The organism is Rhodopseudomonas palustris HaA2 (assembly GCF_000013365.1).
GTDB lineage: Bacteria > Pseudomonadota > Alphaproteobacteria > Rhizobiales > Xanthobacteraceae > Rhodopseudomonas > Rhodopseudomonas palustris_J.
The window spans coordinates 3,200,354-3,217,947 of record NC_007778.1; the positions used below are offsets into that span (position 1 = coordinate 3,200,354).

The window sequence follows — 17,594 nt, forward strand, 5'->3', positions numbered from 1 at the left end:
GCGCCTTACTGAGCCACGCGCCGTCACGCCGCGGGCTCAGTCCTCGTCGTGCTGATCCAACGGCGCCGGCGTGGCATCGACCGGTGCGGGACGTGGACCCGCCCGCTGCGGCGGCGCGACGCCCGGCGGATCCCCGGCGGCAACGGCCGGCGCGGGCAACCACGGCCGGTCGCGCGCTATCGGCCGAACCGCCTCGGTCACGAATTCGCCGTCCCCGGCTGGATGTCGCCGCAGCGCCAGCGCGGCGCTGCCCGCGAGCATCTCCGTGCTGATCAGACGCGCCGCGCAGTCCGGCGGCGGCTGCGCCAGCGCTATGACCAATTTTGCGCGCGCGCAATCATCACCGATGCCATCGGCGCGGAACGACAGCGCCACCAACCCGCCATCAGCCAGCGCCGCGACGCAGCCATCGGCGTCGCACGACACCCCCTCGCGCAGCGAGGCCGCATCGACCGCACGAGGGTCGGCGTCGGCAGCCAGCCACTGCTTGACCCTGAAACTGTCGCCGCCGCTCTGCATCAGCCGCAGCCGGCCATCGGGCCCGCGCAGCGCGACCTGCCGGCCGTCGCCGGCGATCAGGATGTCCGGTTGCGGCGTCAGCAGCGCCCAGCCGGTTGCAAACGCCAGCAATGCCAGCCCGCCATAGCGCAGCGGCGTGCGCAACAGCCCGAGCAGGACGATGCCGAGCGACGCCAGCAGCAGCGGCCCGGTGCCGAACGCCGCGATCCGCCCGATTGCGCCCGGCAACGCCGCCACCCACAGCGCCACCACGATCATCCAGTCGATGCCGATCTCCATGATACGCCAGAACACCCCGTCGAGGCCGAACGGCATTGCCGCCAGCCCGAGCAGGCCCGCCGGCATCACCACGACCGACACGACGGGCATCGCCAGCAGATTGGCGATCACCCCATAGGGCGTGACGCGGTGGAAGTGATAGGCCGCATAGGGCGTGGTCGCGAGCCCCGCGACCAGCGACGCCAGCGCCAGCATCGCGATCTCGCGGCCGCCCCACAGCGCCGCGCGCGCCGTCGTCGAACTGTCTGCTGTCGCGAACAGCGCCGGCATGCCGATCTGCACCAATGCGACCAACCCCAGCGTCGCCGCGAACGACATCTGGAAGCTCGGATGCACCAGCGCTTCCGGCGCGATCAGCAGCACCACCAAAGCGGCGATCGCCAACGTGCGAAACGTGATGGCGCGGCGATCGACCATCACCGCCACCAGTACCACGGCCGTCATCAGGAACGAGCGCTGGGTCGCGACTTCGGCGCCGGACAGCAGCAGATAGAACGCAGCGGCGGCGAGCGCCGCGGCAGCCGCGACCTTCTTGATCGGAAACGTCACCGTCAGCGCCGGGATCAGCGCCAGAGCCGCGCGCACCGCAAAGAACACCACCCCGGCCACCACCGCCATGTGATAGCCGGAGATCGACAGCACGTGGCCGAGCCCGGAGACGAACATCGCGTCGTTGACCGGCGTCGAGATCGCGTCGCGTCGGCCGGTGATCAGCGCGGTGGCGATCGCGCGCTGGTCGCCGTCGAGCGCGAGACGGATCCGCGCGTCGATCGCATCGCGCAACCCCTGCATGATCGCCGCATAGCGCAACCGCCAGCCGCCATCGGCCGGCGGGTCCTGCGTGGTGATCGCGCCGAGCACAAAGCCCGAGGCGGCGATGCCCTGGAAATACAGATCGCGGCCGAAATCGTAAGCGCCCGGCCGCAGCGGCGACAGCGGCGGCAGCAGCCGCGCCTTCAACGCCACGAAGCTGCCGACAGAAGGCGCAGCGCCCTTGCGCACCGACACCCGCACGCGATGCAAGGCGGGCGCGCGGCCAGCCGTGTCCATCTCGGTGACGCGCAGCACGAAGCGGTCGGTGCGCTCGCGCTCCTCGCGGGCCTCGACGAACCCCTTGAGCGTCGCCGCCTGCACCGGCTTGGCCAGCACCGGATGCGCGATCCGCTGCGCTTTCAATGCGACGGTGGCGAATCCGGCGGCGAAGGCGGTGATCAGCACCGCGAGCGGAAATGCCCGATTTCGCCGCAACAGAAACCCAGCCACGCCGAACGCCACCGCAGCGAGACAGGCCACCCAGGCTACCGGCTCGTGGTCGGCCGCGAAATACAGCGCGATCCCGCCGCCGAACGCGATCGGCACGAACGGCAGCAGCCGGCCCGGCCCGGCTTCGGCGCGGACCCATTGACGGAGTGTCTCGACCAACGCCGGCCAGAAGGATGCACCCCACGGCGCCAGCACACCGGCCGGCGACGCGACGCGCGTCGGCCAGGTCCGTGCCTTGGTCCGTGCTCTGGCTCGATCGCCCCGCTCCACGGCGCCCGCCCCTCAAACAGCGCGGCGCCAAGACTGGAGCAGATCAGCATCGCCGGCAACAATCGCCGGCGGAAGCGTCAGCTTTTACCGCCGACTTCCTTGGCGAAGGTATCACGCAGCCCGATGGTGCGGTTGAACACCGGCTTGTCCGCGGTCGAGTCCTTGTCGCGGACGAAGTAACCCTGGCGCTCGAACTGGATCGGCTCGGCCGAAACGCCGGCCGCGACCGCCGGCTCGATCCGGGCGCAGGTCAGCACTTCGAGCGACTGCGGATTGAGGTCGGCGGTGAAATTCGCCGCACTCGGCGCCGGATTGGCGAACAACTGATTGTAGACCCGGATTTCCGCCGGCACCGATTGTGCCGCCGACAGCCAGTGCATCGTCGCCTTGACCTTGCGGCCGTCCGGCGCGTTGCCGCCGCGGGTTTCGGGATCGTAGGTGCAGCGCAGCTCGACGATCTCGCCGGCATCGTTCTTCACCACCTCGCGGCACTTGATGAAGTAAGCGTAGCGCAGCCGGACTTCGTTGCCGGGAGAGAGCCGGAAGAACTTCTTCGGCGGGTTCTCCATGAAATCGTCCTGCTCGATATAAAGCTCGCGGCCGAACGCGATCTTGCGGGTGCCGGCGGAGGGATCGTCGGGATGGTTGATCGCGTCGAGCTCTTCGGTCTGCCCTTCCGGATAGTTCTCGATCACCACTTTCAGCGGCCGCAGTACCGCCATCCGGCGCTGCGAGGTGCGGTTCAGCTCCTCGCGGATGCAGAATTCCAGCATACCGACATCGACCACGCTGTTGGCCTTGGCCACCCCGATCCGCTTGACGAACTCGCGGATCGCCGCCGGTGGCACGCCGCGACGCTTCAAGCCGGCCATCGTCGGCATCCGCGGATCGTCCCAGCCGGCGACATGGCCGCCGCGAACGAGTTCGGTCAGCACACGTTTCGACAGCAGCGTGTAGGTGATGTTGAGCCGCGCGAACTCGTACTGCTTCGGCTGCGACGGCACCGGCAGCTTCGACAGCAACCATTCGTACAGCGGCCGGTGATCCTCGAACTCGAGTGTACAGATCGAATGCGTGACGCCCTCGATCGCATCCGACTGGCCGTGCGCGTAGTCGTAGCTCGGGTAGATCGACCAGGCGTCGCCGGTGCGCGGGTGATGCGCATGCAGGATGCGGTACAGCACCGGGTCGCGCAGATTGATGTTGCCCGACGCCATGTCGATCTTGGCGCGCAGCACGCGCGCGCCGTTCGGAAACTCGCCGGCCTTCATGCGGCGGAACAGATCGAGATTGTCTTCCACTGAGCGATCGCGGAACGGGCTGTTCCGGCCGGGCTCCATCAGCGTACCGCGCGCCTCGCGGATTTCATCCTGCGACTGGTCGTCGACATAGGCGTCGCCGTTCTTGATCAACAGCTCGGCCCAATCGTAGAGCCGGTCGAAATAATCCGAGGCGAAGAACATGTGCTCGCCCCAGTCGAAGCCGAGCCAGCGCACGTCGGCCTGAATCGAATCGATATATTCCTGCTCTTCCCTGGTCGGATTGGTGTCGTCGAACCGCAAATTGCAGCGGCCGCCGAATTCCTGGGCGATGCCGAAATTCAGCGCGATCGACTTGGCGTGGCCGATATGCAGATACCCGTTCGGCTCAGGCGGGAACCGGGTCACGACCTGGGCGTGCCGGCCGGCCTCGAGATCGGCCTGGACGATATCGCGAATGAAGTCGCGCCCTGCCTCGGAGGTCGTTGCGTCTGCCGTGGTCATGAATTGATCTTTCTGCCGTATCGGAACCCGAGGCGGTATCTGCCAAATCCGGGGGCCCGCGCCAACCCCCGAAGGCTGCGCGGACCACTTTAGTTATGCGCCGATCCTGCTATACACCCTCCGCGCCGCTCCGGCGCGCTTCCAATCCCAGTTGAGAATGACCCGACCCGTCGTCACCCGCTTTGCGCCCTCGCCCACCGGCTTCCTCCATATCGGCGGCGGCCGCACCGCTTTGTTCAACTGGCTTTACGCCCGCAAGCTCGGCGGCAAGATGCTGCTGCGAATCGAAGACACCGATCGCCAGCGCTCCACCCAGCCGGCGATCGACGCCATCCTCGACGGGCTGAAATGGCTCGGCATCGAATGGGACGGCGACACCGTCTACCAGTTCGCCCGGGCCGCGCGGCATCGCGAGGTCGCCGAGCAATTGCTGGCGGCCGGCAAGGCCTATCGCTGCTACGCGACCGCCGAGGAACTGACCGCGATGCGCGACAAGGCCCGCGCCGAGGGCCGCTCGAAACTCTACGACGGCAGCTGGCGCGACCGCGATCCGTCGGAGGCGCCGGCGGACATGAAGCCGACGATCCGGCTCAAGGCGCCGCTCGACGGCGAGACCGTGATCGAGGATCAGGTCCAGGGACGCGTCGTCTGGCAGAACGAAAATCTCGACGACCTGGTGCTGCTCCGCGGCGACGGCACGCCGACCTACATGCTCGCTGTGGTGGTCGACGATCACGACATGGACGTCACCCACGTCATCCGCGGCGACGACCATCTCATCAATGCGGCGCGGCAGAAGCAGATCTACGACGCGATGGGATGGGAGCTGCCGGTAATGGCACACATCCCGCTCATCCACGGCCCCGACGGTTCGAAGCTCTCCAAGCGCCACGGCGCGCTCGGTGTCGACGCCTATCGCGCGATGGGCTACCTGCCGGCGGCGCTGCGCAACTATCTGGTCCGGCTCGGCTGGAGCCACGGCGATCAGGAAATCTTTACCACGCAGGAAATGATCGATGCGTTCGACCTGGCCGCGATCGGCCGCTCCGCGGCGCGGTTCGATTTCGCCAAGCTGGAAAGCCTCAATGGCCACTACATCCGCCAGAGCGACGATCAATCTCTCGTGACCCTGCTGGAGGATCTGCTGCATTACGTCCCGCAGGGACCGGCGATCGCCGCCCGGCTCACCGACACCACCCGTGCCCAGCTGGTGCAGGCGATGCCGGGGCTGAAAGAGCGGGCCAAGACGCTGCTCGAACTGCTCGACAATGCCGGCTTCATCTTCGCCGACCGTCCGCTCGCGATCGACGCCAAGGGCCAGGCCGTGCTGACGCCCGACATTCGCGCCCTGATCGGGCGCCTGCGCACCGCGCTGGAGGACGTCTCGCCGTGGACCGCGGCGACCACCGAAGCGGCGATGCGGACGTTCGCGGAACAGGCCGGGCTCAAGCTCGGCGCGGTTGCGCAACCGCTGCGCGTCGCGCTGACCGGACGGACCACGTCACCGGGGATTTTCGACGTTCTGGCCGTGCTGGGCCGCGAGGAGTGCCTGTCCCGCCTCGCCGATCAGGCCGCGTAGCCCGCCCCGGGATCGGCCCGGGACAGGCCGTCTTGCGGTGCACACTGCAATAAGCTACGCCTTTCCAGTGTGCTTTTAGGACAACCAGTCTCGCTCGCATCTTCGGGTGCACCGCCTCTGGTTTCGACAACGAACATCGGGGACCACACGATGGACGCAACGACTAACAACAAGACAGCAACGCTCACGGTTGGAAACAACAGCTACGATCTTCCCATTCTGACCGGAACGGTGGGCCCCGATGTCGTCGACATCGGCAAGCTGTACGCTCAGACCGGGATGTTCACCTACGATCCGGGCTTCACCTCGACCGCGAGCTGCCAGTCCAAGATCACCTATATCGACGGCGACGCCGGCGTTCTCGAATATCGCGGTTATCCGATCGAGCAGCTCGCCGAGAAGGGCGACTTCCTCGAGACCTGCTATCTCTTGCTGTACGGCGAATTGCCGACCAAGGCGCAGAAGGACGATTTCGACCTGCGCATCACCCGGCACACCATGGTGCACGAGCAGATGGCCCGGTTCTTCCAGGGCTTCCGCCGCGACGCGCACCCGATGGCGGTGATGGTCGCCTCGGTCGGCGCGCTGGCGGCGTTCTATCACGACTCCACCGACATCAACGATCCGAAGCAGCGCATGATCGCGTCGATGCGGATGATCGCGAAGATCCCGACGCTGGCGGCGATGGCCTACAAGTACTCGATCGGCCAGCCGTTCGTGTATCCGAAGAACTCGCTCTCCTTCGCCGGCAACTTCATCCATATGTGCTTCGCGGTGCCGTGCGAGGAGTACAAGGTCAATCCGGTCCTGTCGGCGGCGCTCGACAAGATCTTCACGCTGCACGCCGACCATGAGCAGAACGCCTCGACCTCGACGGTGCGGATCGCCGGCTCCTCCGGCGCCAACCCGTTCGCCTGCATCGCGGCCGGCATCGCCTGCCTGTGGGGCCCCGCGCATGGCGGCGCCAACGAAGCGGCGCTGGCGATGCTCAAGGAGATCGGCTCGGTCGACAACATTCCCGAGTTCATCGCCAAGGTGAAGGACAAGAATTCGTCGGTGCGGCTGATGGGCTTCGGCCATCGCGTCTACAAGAACTACGATCCGCGCGCGAAGATCATGCAGCAGGTCTGCCACGAAGTGCTGGCCGAAACCGGCCATCACGGCGACCCGCTGTTGAAGGTGGCGATGGAGCTCGAGAAGATCGCCCTCAGCGATCCGTACTTCATCGATCGCAAGCTGTACCCGAACGTCGACTTCTATTCGGGCATCACGCTGAAGGCGATGGGCTTCCCGACCGACATGTTCACCGTGTTGTTCGCGGTGGCGCGCACCGTCGGCTGGATCAGCCAGTGGAGCGAGATGATCGAGGATCCGCACCAGAAGATCGGCCGCCCGCGGCAGCTCTTCACCGGCGCGGCGCGACGCGAATATGTCGGGATCGACAAGCGCGGCTGATCGCCTGAAGGTCTTCAGAAGGAACGGCGAACCGCCCAGGCGGTTCGCCGTTTTGCTTTGTGGCCCTCGCCCGGACGCCCCCCGAGCGCAGCTTCAGTAACGCGCGCGATCGGGCAGCGTGCGGAATTCCTGCCAAACCTTCTGCGCATCGCTCCGCATCATCTGAGCGATTCGAACTTTGCGCTTGGCGTAGGGATTCTTCATGTCGGCGCCGATGTTTGAATCGTCGAACAGATCGGCATAGTCGGTCCAGGACGCCGCGAAGAAGATCCGGTCGAGCCGCGCCCAATAGGCTGTCGCGTAGCACATCGGGCAACACTCGCAGCTCGTGTACATGGTCGCGCCGCGCAGGTTCGGCGCGCCGACCTTCTTGCACGCGGCGCGGATCGCATTGACTTCGGCGTGCGCCGACGGGTCGTTGTCGCGCAGCACGCTGTTGCCTGTCGCCGCGAGCACTTCGCCATCGCGCACGATCACGGCCCCGAACGCGCCGCCGGTCTTTTCGACCACGCCGGCCTTGCGCATCAGTGCGATCGCCTGGGTCATGTGCTGGCGATCCTGTTCGGTGATCGCAGCAGGCGCCGCCGCCTTGGCCTCCGCAACCGTCGCGCCGGCCGGCAACATCGCAGCGCCGAATGCCGCAGCGCCGGTTGTGAGGAAATTCCGGCGGTGGACGACGGTCGCTGATGCGAACAACGTGTCGAGCGACGACGCAGCTTGGATCGATGATTTGGTCATGCAGGCGAGCTCCGTTGCGACAATGCGCATCCGCTCCGATCCACGCGGCCGGAAGCTCAATGCTTCCGCAGGCTAGTTCCCATTGATTGAGAATTGATTGCAACAGCGCGCCCGCAGCACCGGGTCGCGTGTCTCAATGTTTGCGAAGGACGTTCAGGACAATATCGGCCGCACGCCCGCTCGGCGTCTGCGCGCCGGTCGACATGATGTCGTCGATCCGCCCGAAGCCTTCGAGCTGGCGCGCCCGCATCGGCGTGTCGGCCAGCACCTCGCGCAGCGCCGGCACCAGTCTGTCCGGGACGCAATCCTCCTGGATGAATTCCGGGATGACGTTCTCGCCGACCACGAGATTGGCGAGGATCACCGAGGCCGAGCGGATCACCCGCTTGCCGATCCAGGCCTCCATCGCGCCGGCCTTGTAGACCGCGACCATCGGCACATGCGCCAGCGCCAGTTCCAGCGTCACGGTACCGGACTTGGCGAACGCCGCACGCGCGATCCGGAACGCCGCCTTCTTGTCGGCGTCGCCGACCACGATCCTCGGCTGCACCGGCCAGTCGCGCACGCCCGCCTCGACGGCGTCGCGCAGATGCGGAACGGTCGGCAGGATCAATTCGAGATCGCCCTGCTCGGCCTGCAGCCGCCCCAGCGTTTCGCCGAACACCGCCATCAGATGATGGATCTCGCTGCGCCGGCTGCCCGGCAGCACCACCAGCACGGGCGGTTCGGCGTCGCGCCGCGCCTGCTCGGCCGGACTCGGGCGCAGATGGGCGATCTGCTCGGTCAGCGGATGGCCCACATAGGTGCAGGGGGGGCCGCGCAGCCTGCGATATTCTTCCGGCTCGAACGGCAGCAGCGCCAGCACGTGATCGACATAGCGGCGCATCGCGCGAGCGCGGCCCGGCCGCCACGCCCAGACCGTCGGCGACACGTAGTTGACGATCGCGATCGACGGATCGCGCACGCGGACCCGTCGTGCGACGCGGTGCGTGAAGTCCGGGCTATCGATGATGATCAGCATGTCGGGCTTGGCGCCGAGCACCGCGTCCGCCGTGCTGCGGATCCGGCGCAGGATCGAGGGCAATCGCCGGACCACGGCGGAGATCCCCATGATCGACAATTCCTCGATGGGAAACAGCGAGACCAGCCCCTGCTCCGCCATCGCCCGCCCGCCGACGCCTTCGAACACGACGCCGTCGCCGAGCCGCGTTTTCAGCGCCTGCATCAGCGCCGCGCCGAGCCTGTCGCCGGATTCCTCCGTGGCGATCAGAAACAATCGGCGCACCGCGCCCGTTGTGGCGTTCGCAGCCCTCACGCCGGCACACCGGTGACGAACAGACCCGCCTTGTCGGCGGCCGCGATCATCGCCTGCGGTTCGGCCACCAGCGTATTGCCGGCGGCCACGGCGACGCCCGCGAGGCCGGCGGCGGCGACGCCCTCGATGGTGCGCGGGCCGAGCGTCGGCAGGTCGAAGCGCAGGTCCTGGCCGGTCTTGGGCGCCTTCACCAGGACGCCGCGGCCGGGCTTGGCGGCGATCCTGCCCTGCCCGCGCAGCCGCGCCAGATTGGCCAGCAGCGCGTCGGTGCCGCCGATATCCTCGACCGCCACGACATGGCCCTCGATCACGATCACGGCCTGGCCGATGTCGAACGGGCTCAGCGCCGCCAGCACCGCCTGTCCTTTGGCGATATCGGCGCGATGCCGAGTATCGGGGGCGGCCTTGGTCAGTTCGCCTGGCGGCATCAGCAGTTCCGGCGCGACGTCCTTGACGCCGCGGAGGCGAAAGCCCTCGCCCTCGAAGATCCGGCCGATGCTGGTGAGCAAATGATCGTCGCCGCCGCGATACGCGGCCATCACGCGCGGCAGCACGCGGAACGCGCCCCAGTCGAGCCGAACCGACGTCAGCGCCGGCCGGATCAGCGAGCCGATGAACACGACGTCGCGGCAATGCTCGGTGCGCAGCAACCGCTTCAACCGGCCGAACTGGCCGATCGAGATCCAGTGATGGCGAAATCGCGCGATCTCGTTCGGATCGCAAAAGCCGCGCAGGCCGATCAGCAGCGGCGTGATTGTCCGTGTCTGCAACGCGTCCGCGACCGCGAACGGCAACACACCTCCGCCGGCGATGACACCGACAGGCGAGTCGATCTGCGGGACGGGACCGGTCATGGCGCGGCCGCCGCCAGCCTAGGCGTCGGTCTCAGCGTTGTCGTCGTCGGCGCGAGCTCCCTCCGCCACCGAGCACAGCGGCCGGCGACGCCGGCCGAGGCGCTTGCCGTCGTCGATGAAGGCGACGATCTCGGCGATGGCGGGATCCTCGACGGTGCGCGGTCGCACCCGTTCGAGCCGTTCGGCGAGCGCGCCCTCGCTGTAGAACAGGTCGTTGAAGAACGAGCGAACAAGGTTGAGCCGCTCCCTGGTGAATTTGCGCCGGCGCATGCCGACGATATTCAACCCCGAGAGCTTCGCATAGATGCCGGCGGCGAGCGCGTAGGGAATGACGTCGTCGCGCACGCCGCTGATGCCGCCGAGCATGACCTGGGCGCCGACGCGGGTGAATTGCTGCAACACCGTCATGCCGCCGATGAAGGTAAAATCGCCGATCTCGCAATGCCCGCCGAGCGTCGCCGCATTGGCGAAGATCACGTCGTTGCCGACGATGCAGTCGTGGCCGACATGGCTCGCCGCCATGAAGAAGCCGCGGTCGCCGACACGGGTGACGCCGCCGCCGCCGACCGTGCCGGTGTTCATCGTCACGTTCTCGCGGATGGTGCAGCCGCTGCCGATCAAGAGCTGCGTCGGCTCACCCTTGTAGCCGGTCGATTGCGGTGCGCCGCCGAGCGAGGCGAACGGGTGGATCGTGCAGCTCTCGCCGATGGTGGTGTGGCCGGTGAGGTTGACGTGGCTGATCAGCCGGGTGCCGGCGCCGATGCTGACATTCGGACCGACAGTGCAGAACGGCCCGATCGATACCTCGTCGCCGATCACGGCGCCGTCTTCAACTCGCGCGGTTGGGTCGATTCTGCTCATGAAATCCGGTTCAATCGGTCAGCATTGCGCCGACGTCGGCTTCCGCGACGGTCTGGCCGTCGACGATCGCATCGCCGTGGAACCACCACATGGTCTTGCGGCGGCCGATGCTCTTCATATGATATTCGATCGTGTCGCCCGGCAACACCGGCTTGCGGAACTTGCACTTGTCGATGGTGAGAAAATACACCGCACGCGGCTTCTCCGTGCCGGTCACCGACATGATGCCGATGACGCCGGCGGTCTGTGCCATGCCTTCGATCATCAGCACGCCGGGAAACACCGGCCGCTCCGGAAAGTGCCCCTGAAATGCCGGCTCGTTGAAGGTCACGTTCTTGACGCCGATGCCGCTGTGATCTTCGCGGATGTTCTTGACGCGATCGATCAGCAGAAACGGAAAACGGTGCGGGAGGGTCTTGAGGATGGTGTTGATGTCCACATCCGCGAAACGTATCGGCGATTCCATCAGCCCCGGTCCTCGTCTTTTCCGTCGTCGGCCTTCGGCGCCGCGCCCGCACCACCCCGCATCAACCGCTCGACCGCGATGATTTCCCGGAACCATTGCTTGGTCGGCTTCGCGAAGTAGCCACCCCAGCGCTCGCCGGCCGGGACGCTGTCCTTGACCGCGCTCATCGCGGTGATCTGCGCACCGTCGCCGATCATGACGTGGTTGTTGATGCCGACCTTGGCGCCCAGCGCGACGTTGTCGCCCAGCGTCAGGCTGCCGGCAAGGCCGCATTGCGCCGCGATGACACAATGTCGACCAATTGTTACGTTGTGGCCGACCTGCACCTGATTGTCGATCTTGGTGCCCTCGCCGATCACCGTATCGCGCAGGCCGCCCCGATCGACGGTGGTACCGGAGCCGATCTCGACATCGTTCTGGATGATCACCCGCCCGACCTGCGGCACCTTTTGATGGGTCCGGGCGAAGATGAAGCGGAAGCCGTCCTGCCCGATGTGACAGCCGGGGTGAATCAGAACGTTGTTGCCGATCAGCGAGAACTGGATCGTGGTGTTGGCGCCGACATTGCAGTCGCGACCGATCTTGACGCCGCTTGCGATCACGGCACCCGCCCCGATCACGCTGCCTGCGCCGATCTCCACATCAGGACCGATCACCGCCAGTGGATCGACAATCACCCCGTCCTCGAGCCGGGCGCTGGGATGGATGACCGCCGAGGGAGCAATGCCGGTGCCTCCGAAGCCCGACATCGGCCGCATCGCATCTTCGTGGATGTGCCGCGCATAGGCCACGAACGCCTGAACCGGGCTCTTCACCCGCAGCACGGCCACATGTGGCGGCACGCGGGTCTCATACCGTTGCGTCACCAGGCAGGCCCCGGCGTGGGTCTGCTCCAGTTCCGCGACGTATTTGATGTTCTCGAAGAAGCCGAGATGCATCGGTCCCGCCTCGTCGAGCGAGGCGATTCCGGAAATAACGCGGTCGCCCTGGGACGGGTCGACCAGCTCAGCCTTCGTCAACGCGGCGATTTCAGCCAACGTCGACGAAGGACGCGGTTTGAAGAACAAAGTCGAGGTCATCCTGCGGTCGCAGTCCGGACCGCGGGACTTAGAACGAAGTCCCGCCGCCGAATTTGAATTCCTGGACGCGGTCGTACTTACCCTTGGTGATCGGGACAGCGTAGTCGAACCGCAGCGGACCGAACGGCGAGGCCCAGATCAGGCCGACACCCACCGAGGTGCGGACCAGATTGGTGTCGTCGTAATTCAGGCCGGCGCAGGTCCCGATCGAGGTCTGGCTCGCCGGCGTACAACCGGGCGCGTTGACTTCGTTGGTGAGCGTCCACGACGTCGGGCCCTTGTAGTCGAACAGCGAGCCGGCGTCGGCATAGACGGCGCCCTTGAGCCCGACTTCCTTCGGCAGGAACCAGAACGGCATCTGCAACTCGACCGATGCGCCCCAGTAGTTGGTGCCGCCGAGCGCGTCGCCGCCGTAGCCGTAGAAGGCGTACTGGCCGATGTCGCGCGGACCGATACCGTTCGGCGCGAAGCCGCGGACCAGGTTCGGACCCATCTGGAAGTGGTCGAGCATGCGCAGCTGGTTGCCGCCATAGGTGCTGAGATTGCCGGCCTGCAGGTGGACGATGCCGACGATGTCCGACACCAGCGGGGTGTAGTACTTGGCGTCGAACGCCGACTTCAGGAACTTCACGTCGCCGCCGACGCCGGCGAAGTCCTGACGGAAGTCGACCAGCAGACCGTTGGTCGGGTTCCGGGTGTTGTCCAGCGTGTTGTAGGTCAGGGTGTAGCCGACCGAGGAGGTCCAGTAGGCGCCGTTGGACAGGCCGATGCGGACCGGAAGCGAGGCTTCGCCGTCGCCGTAGCAGCCGAGCACGCCGTAGCCGGTGTTGTTCGGATTGCCGGCCGCGATGAACTGAGGCGTCGGGAAGTAGTTCGCCGAGCCGAGATTGTTGTTACAATTGTTCAGGTACGACGGCAGCGTGATTTCCTGCCGGTACAGCGAATAGCGCAGCTGCAGGGTCAGGTCTTCGCGCAGGGCGAAGCCGAGCCGCGGGCTGATGCCGAGCGTCTTGGTGCCGTACGAGATGTAGCTGTTGGCGAGCTGCTCGCGCTGATACAGGTCGAGGCCGAGCGCGACGCGGTAGTCGAGCAGATAGGGCTCGACGAGCGACAGCGAGTAGCCGCGCGCATACTGGCCGTATTGCACGGTCGCCTTGGCGAACAGGCCGCGGCCGAGGAAGTTGCGCTCCGAGACGCTGACTTCGCCCATCGCGCCGTTGCTGGTCGAATAGCCGCCGGAGACCGAGAAGTCGCCGGTCGATTTCTCTTCGAGATTGACCACCAGGATGACGCGGTCGCTCGACGAGCCGGGTTCGGTCGAGATCTTCACGGACTTGAAGAAGTCGAGGTTCTTCAGCCGGCGCTCGGCCCGGTCGACCAGCGCGCGGTTGTAGGCATCGCCTTCCGCGATATCGAACTCGCGCCGGATGACGTAGTCGCGGGTCCGGGTGTTGCCGACGACGTTGATCCGCTCGATGTAGACCCGAGCGCCCTCCTCGATCGAGAACACGATCGAGACGGTATGGGATTCGAAATTACGATCGCCACGCGGACGCACCGTCGCGAATGCATAGCCGCGCCGCGACATCTCGATCTGCATTTCCTCGACGGACTTCTCGAGCGCCTCGGCGTTGTACAGCGAGCCGACATTCACCCGCGAATAGCTGCTCAGGGAATTGGCGTCGAAATTCGGAATCGTCGATTCGAAGCTCACCGAGCCGACGCGATATTGCTGACCTTCCTCGATCTTGAAGGAGACGAGGAAGCCCTTGCGCTCCGGATCGTATTCGGTCAGCGCGGCCACCACCTGAACGTCGGCATAGCCGTTCTTCAGATAAAAGCGCCGGATCAGATCGCGGTCCGCCTCGACCCGATCCGGATCGTAGACGTCGCCCGAGCCGAGGAAGCTCAGCAGGTTGGATTCGCGGGTCTTGATGACGTCCTTCAGCCGATAGGACGAGAACGCCTTGTTGCCGATGAATTCGATCGACTTGACGCCGGTCTTGTCGCCTTCGTTGACGACGAACACCAGATCGACGCGGTTGTTCGGCTGTTCGATGATCTGCGGATCGACGCGAACGTCGTAACGGCCCGACCGGCGGTAGATTTCAGCGATCCGCAGCGCGTCGGACTGGATCATCGGACGCGACAGCGTGCCACGCGGCTTCGACTGGATTTCCGCCGAAAGCTGCTCGTCCTTGATCTTCTTGTTGCCCTCGAAAGCGAGCCGGCCGATCACCGGGTTTTCGACGACGCTGACGACGAGGCGACCGCCGCCACCCTGATTGATCCGGACGTCCTGGAACAGCCCCGTCTCGATCAGCGCCTTGAGGCCGTCGTCGATGCTGCCCTGGTCGAGCCGGCCGCTCGGGCCTGGCTTGAAATAGGAGCGAATGGTGTCGGCCTCGACCCGGCGGTTGCCCTCGACCTGAATCGAAGAGGCAGACTGCGCGGCCGCAGGCGACGCCGTCAATACAGCGGTCGCCGTCGTGGCGACCGGTACGGCGAAAAACACCAGGGTGGCAGCAAGAAGGCCCCCCCGCAACAATCGCATTCCAGCATTCATGCGCAACGCGCCCTTGTCATTCCAGTGCCGACCCGCAGCCCCCGTGCCGGCAGAATCCCCAACTTGCCTTGCTTGTAGACAATTTTGCCGAGCCGGCAAACGTCCATTCGCAGTGCGATTTCAATTTCGTTCCAACACGTTGCCCATCGGCCACGTTCGGTTTCCGATTACGACGAAGCCAAGTGCAGGATATCGTTGTATGTCGCGAAAACCATCAACATCAGCACCAGTCCGAGCCCGATCCGAAAGCCCATTTCCTGCGCCCGCTCCGACAGCGGACGCCCGCGGACGGCTTCGATGGCATAGAACATCAGGTGCCCACCATCGAGCAGCGGGACCGGAAACAGGTTGAGCAACCCGATCGAAATCGACAGCACCGCCGCCAGATGGAGCAGCGGGGTAAAGCCGATGGTCGCGACCTGTCCAGAGATCTGTGCGATTCGCAACGGACCGCCGAGCTGGTCGGCAGCTTCCCGGCCGGCGAACAGGCCGCCGATATAGGCGAAGGTCCGATCGACGACGAACCAGGTCTCCTTGACCCCCATCCAGGCCGCGGCGGCCGGATTCAAGCGCTCCGTGGTGACCTCGTTGGCGGAAGTGGAGCGGCTGATTCCCAGAATGCCGAGGCGCTGGGCATTGCCGAACCGATCCTTGATCTCGCGAAGTTCCGGCGTCGCCTTCAGATCGACGGTCTCAGTTCCACGCTTGACCGTGAAGTCCAACTGCCGTCCAGCCTCCCGGCTGACGGTGCGCTGCATCTCCTGAAAGTTCTGAATCGGGCTTCCGTCGATGGCGACGACGATGTCGCCCGGCTTGAAGCCGCCCGCTTCGGCGGCGCTGCCCGGCTGAATGTTGTCGACCCGGGCCGAGGTGCTCGGAACGCCGAACACCGAGAACAGAAAGGTGAACAGCACGATCGCGAGAATGAAATTGGCCAACGGACCGGCGACGACGATCGCCGCACGCGGGCCGACTTTCTTATGGTGAAAGCTGACCGAGCGCTCCTCCGCGCTCATCTTCGACAGTGAATCGGTCGACGGCGTGCTCGCCTCGCTCTCGTCACCGAAGAACTTGACGTAGCCGCCGAGCGGGATCGCCGAGAGCTTCCAGCGGGTTCCATGGCGATCGTTAAAGCCGGCGATCTCCGGGCCGAAGCCCAACGAGAAGGTCAACACCCTGACACCGTTCCAGCGTGCGACCAGAAAATGGCCGAGTTCGTGGAAGAACACCACGATCGTCAGCACGAACAGAAACGGCACCACGTAACCCACGATTCCGTGGCTCAACGTGTTGAACCCGTTCATAAAAAGATCGGCCATCCCATTCCTCTCAAGCAGAACCGACGGCCCTGTTCCCCAATGCTCTAGGATGCCTTTGCGGCAATTTGAGGCAATAGGGTGGCAGCCATTTTTCGCGCGTTATGGTCAACGGCGATGGCATCGTCGGCGCTGCCGAGCGGCGCGAGATTGCCGGCCCGGATCCACGCGTTCAGCGTATCCTCGACCAGCCGGGCGATCGCCCCGAACCTGATCTTCTGGGCGATGAAGGCCGCGACCGCGATCTCGTTCGCCGCATTGTAGACGGTCGTGGCGCCATTGCCGGCGCGCAGCGCGTCATAGGCCAGCCGCAGGCCTGGAAATCGTTCGAAATCCGGAGCCTCGAAGGTCAACTGGCCGATCTTGGCGAGATCCAGCCGGGCGGCGCGGCCGACGATCCGGTCCGGCCAGCCCAGGCAGTGCGCGATCGGGATCCGCATGTCGGGGGCGCCGAGCTGCGCCACCACCGAATGATCGGCGAATTCGACCATACCGTGAACGATCGACTGCGGATGCACCAGCACGTCGATCTCGTCCGGCGACAGCGCGAACAAATACGAGGCCTCGATCACCTCGAGGCCCTTGTTCATCATCGAGGCCGAGTCGATGGTGATCTTCTGGCCCATGCTCCAGTTCGGGTGCTTCAGCGCCTGCGCCAGCGTCGCCTGCTCGATATCGGCGGCGGACCAGGTCCGGAACGGCCCACCGGAGGCGGTGATGATGACGCGGGTCAGTTCGTGGCGGTTGCCCGAGGCCAGCGCCTGGAACAGCGCGTTGTGTTCGGAATCGGCCGGCAGGATGCAGGATCCCGCGGCGACCGCCCGGCTCATGAAGAAGTCCCCGGCGCAGACCAGGCACTCCTTGTTGGCCAGTGCCACCGTGGCGCCGCGATCGACCGCGGCCAACGCCGGCTTGAGCCCGGCTGCGCCAGAGATCGCCGCCATCACCCAGTCGGCCGGCCGCGCCGCGGCCTCGATCACCGCGCTCTCGCCGGCCCCATAGGCAATGTCGGTTCCGGCGAGGGCGGCGCGCAATTCGCCGAGCCGGGCCGGATCGGCCACCGCGACGAATCTTGCGTTGAACTCCTTCGCCAGCTTGGCGAGACCCGCGACGTTGGCGTTGCCGGTCAGCGCCTCGACCCGGTACTTCTCCGGCGCCGCGCGCAGCAGGTCCATCGTGCTGTCGCCGATCGACCCGGTGGCGCCGAGGACGCTGATGCTGCGCACACCATCATGGGCGGCGTCGGTATTTTTCAAAGGGACTGCACTCAT

13 protein-coding genes are annotated in these 17,594 nt (G+C 65.8%); 2 read left to right on the forward strand and 11 right to left on the reverse strand.

Features of this window, described 5'->3' with window-relative positions:
- Window positions 1–36: 36 nt before the first annotated feature.
- Together RPB_RS14155 and RPB_RS14160 are read right to left on the reverse strand one after the other, a co-directional pair.
- Window positions 37–2,331, reverse strand: coding sequence for a ComEC/Rec2 family competence protein (locus tag RPB_RS14155; RefSeq protein WP_011441697.1), 2,295 nt, complete (start codon window positions 2,329–2,331; stop codon window positions 37–39).
- Between the two features lie 77 nt (window positions 2,332–2,408).
- Complete coding sequence (locus tag RPB_RS14160) at window positions 2,409–4,094, reverse strand: glutamine--tRNA ligase/YqeY domain fusion protein (protein ID WP_011441698.1); 1,686 nt, start codon at window positions 4,092–4,094, stop codon at window positions 2,409–2,411.
- 157 nt (window positions 4,095–4,251) lie between these two features.
- Here RPB_RS14160 and gltX point away from each other — a divergent pair, with 157 nt between their 5' ends.
- On the forward strand, window positions 4,252–5,673 hold the full coding sequence (gltX, locus tag RPB_RS14165; protein WP_011441699.1) for a glutamate--tRNA ligase: 1,422 nt from the start codon (window positions 4,252–4,254) through the stop codon (window positions 5,671–5,673).
- A 150-nt stretch (window positions 5,674–5,823) separates the two neighbouring features.
- Window positions 5,824–7,128, forward strand: a complete 1,305-nt coding sequence (gene gltA / locus RPB_RS14170; protein ID WP_011441700.1) for a citrate synthase — start codon at window positions 5,824–5,826, stop codon at window positions 7,126–7,128.
- 93 nt (window positions 7,129–7,221) lie between these two features.
- Here the strand turns inward: gltA and RPB_RS14175 are convergent, their stop codons facing one another.
- The 9 genes from RPB_RS14175 to dxr all read right to left on the reverse strand — a co-directional run bounded on the left by RPB_RS14175 (window position 7,222) and on the right by dxr (window position 17,594).
- A complete protein-coding gene (locus RPB_RS14175; RefSeq protein WP_041798730.1) occupies window positions 7,222–7,866 on the reverse strand; it encodes a nucleoside deaminase in 645 nt (214 codons plus the stop codon).
- 133 nt (window positions 7,867–7,999) lie between these two features.
- Complete coding sequence (gene lpxB / locus RPB_RS14180; protein ID WP_011441702.1) at window positions 8,000–9,181, reverse strand: lipid-A-disaccharide synthase; 1,182 nt, start codon at window positions 9,179–9,181, stop codon at window positions 8,000–8,002.
- A complete protein-coding gene (locus tag RPB_RS14185; RefSeq protein WP_011441703.1) occupies window positions 9,178–10,035 on the reverse strand; it encodes an LpxI family protein in 858 nt (285 codons plus the stop codon). Before RPB_RS14185 ends, lpxB begins: the two co-directional genes overlap by 4 nt.
- 18 nt (window positions 10,036–10,053) lie before the next feature.
- Window positions 10,054–10,896, reverse strand: a complete 843-nt coding sequence (gene lpxA, locus RPB_RS14190) for an acyl-ACP--UDP-N-acetylglucosamine O-acyltransferase (RefSeq protein WP_011441704.1) — start codon at window positions 10,894–10,896, stop codon at window positions 10,054–10,056.
- Window positions 10,897–10,906: 10 nt separating this feature from the next.
- Window positions 10,907–11,362 carry a 3-hydroxyacyl-ACP dehydratase FabZ gene (gene fabZ / locus RPB_RS14195; protein ID WP_011441705.1) on the reverse strand — a complete coding sequence of 152 codons (456 nt, stop codon included), beginning with the start codon at window positions 11,360–11,362 and terminating at the stop codon, window positions 10,907–10,909.
- Window positions 11,362–12,441: a UDP-3-O-(3-hydroxymyristoyl)glucosamine N-acyltransferase gene (gene lpxD / locus RPB_RS14200; RefSeq protein ID WP_011441706.1), complete on the reverse strand. Its 1,080-nt coding sequence runs from the start codon at window positions 12,439–12,441 to the stop codon at window positions 11,362–11,364. Before lpxD ends, fabZ begins: the two co-directional genes overlap by 1 nt.
- Before the next feature lie 28 nt (window positions 12,442–12,469).
- A complete protein-coding gene (gene bamA, locus RPB_RS14205; RefSeq protein WP_011441707.1) occupies window positions 12,470–15,007 on the reverse strand; it encodes an outer membrane protein assembly factor BamA in 2,538 nt (845 codons plus the stop codon).
- 167 nt (window positions 15,008–15,174) lie between these two features.
- A complete protein-coding gene (gene rseP / locus RPB_RS14210) occupies window positions 15,175–16,326 on the reverse strand; it encodes an RIP metalloprotease RseP (protein ID WP_011441708.1) in 1,152 nt (383 codons plus the stop codon).
- A 44-nt stretch (window positions 16,327–16,370) separates the two neighbouring features.
- Entirely contained in the window at window positions 16,371–17,594 is a 1,224-nt protein-coding gene (gene dxr / locus RPB_RS14215; RefSeq protein ID WP_011441709.1) for a 1-deoxy-D-xylulose-5-phosphate reductoisomerase, read from the reverse strand.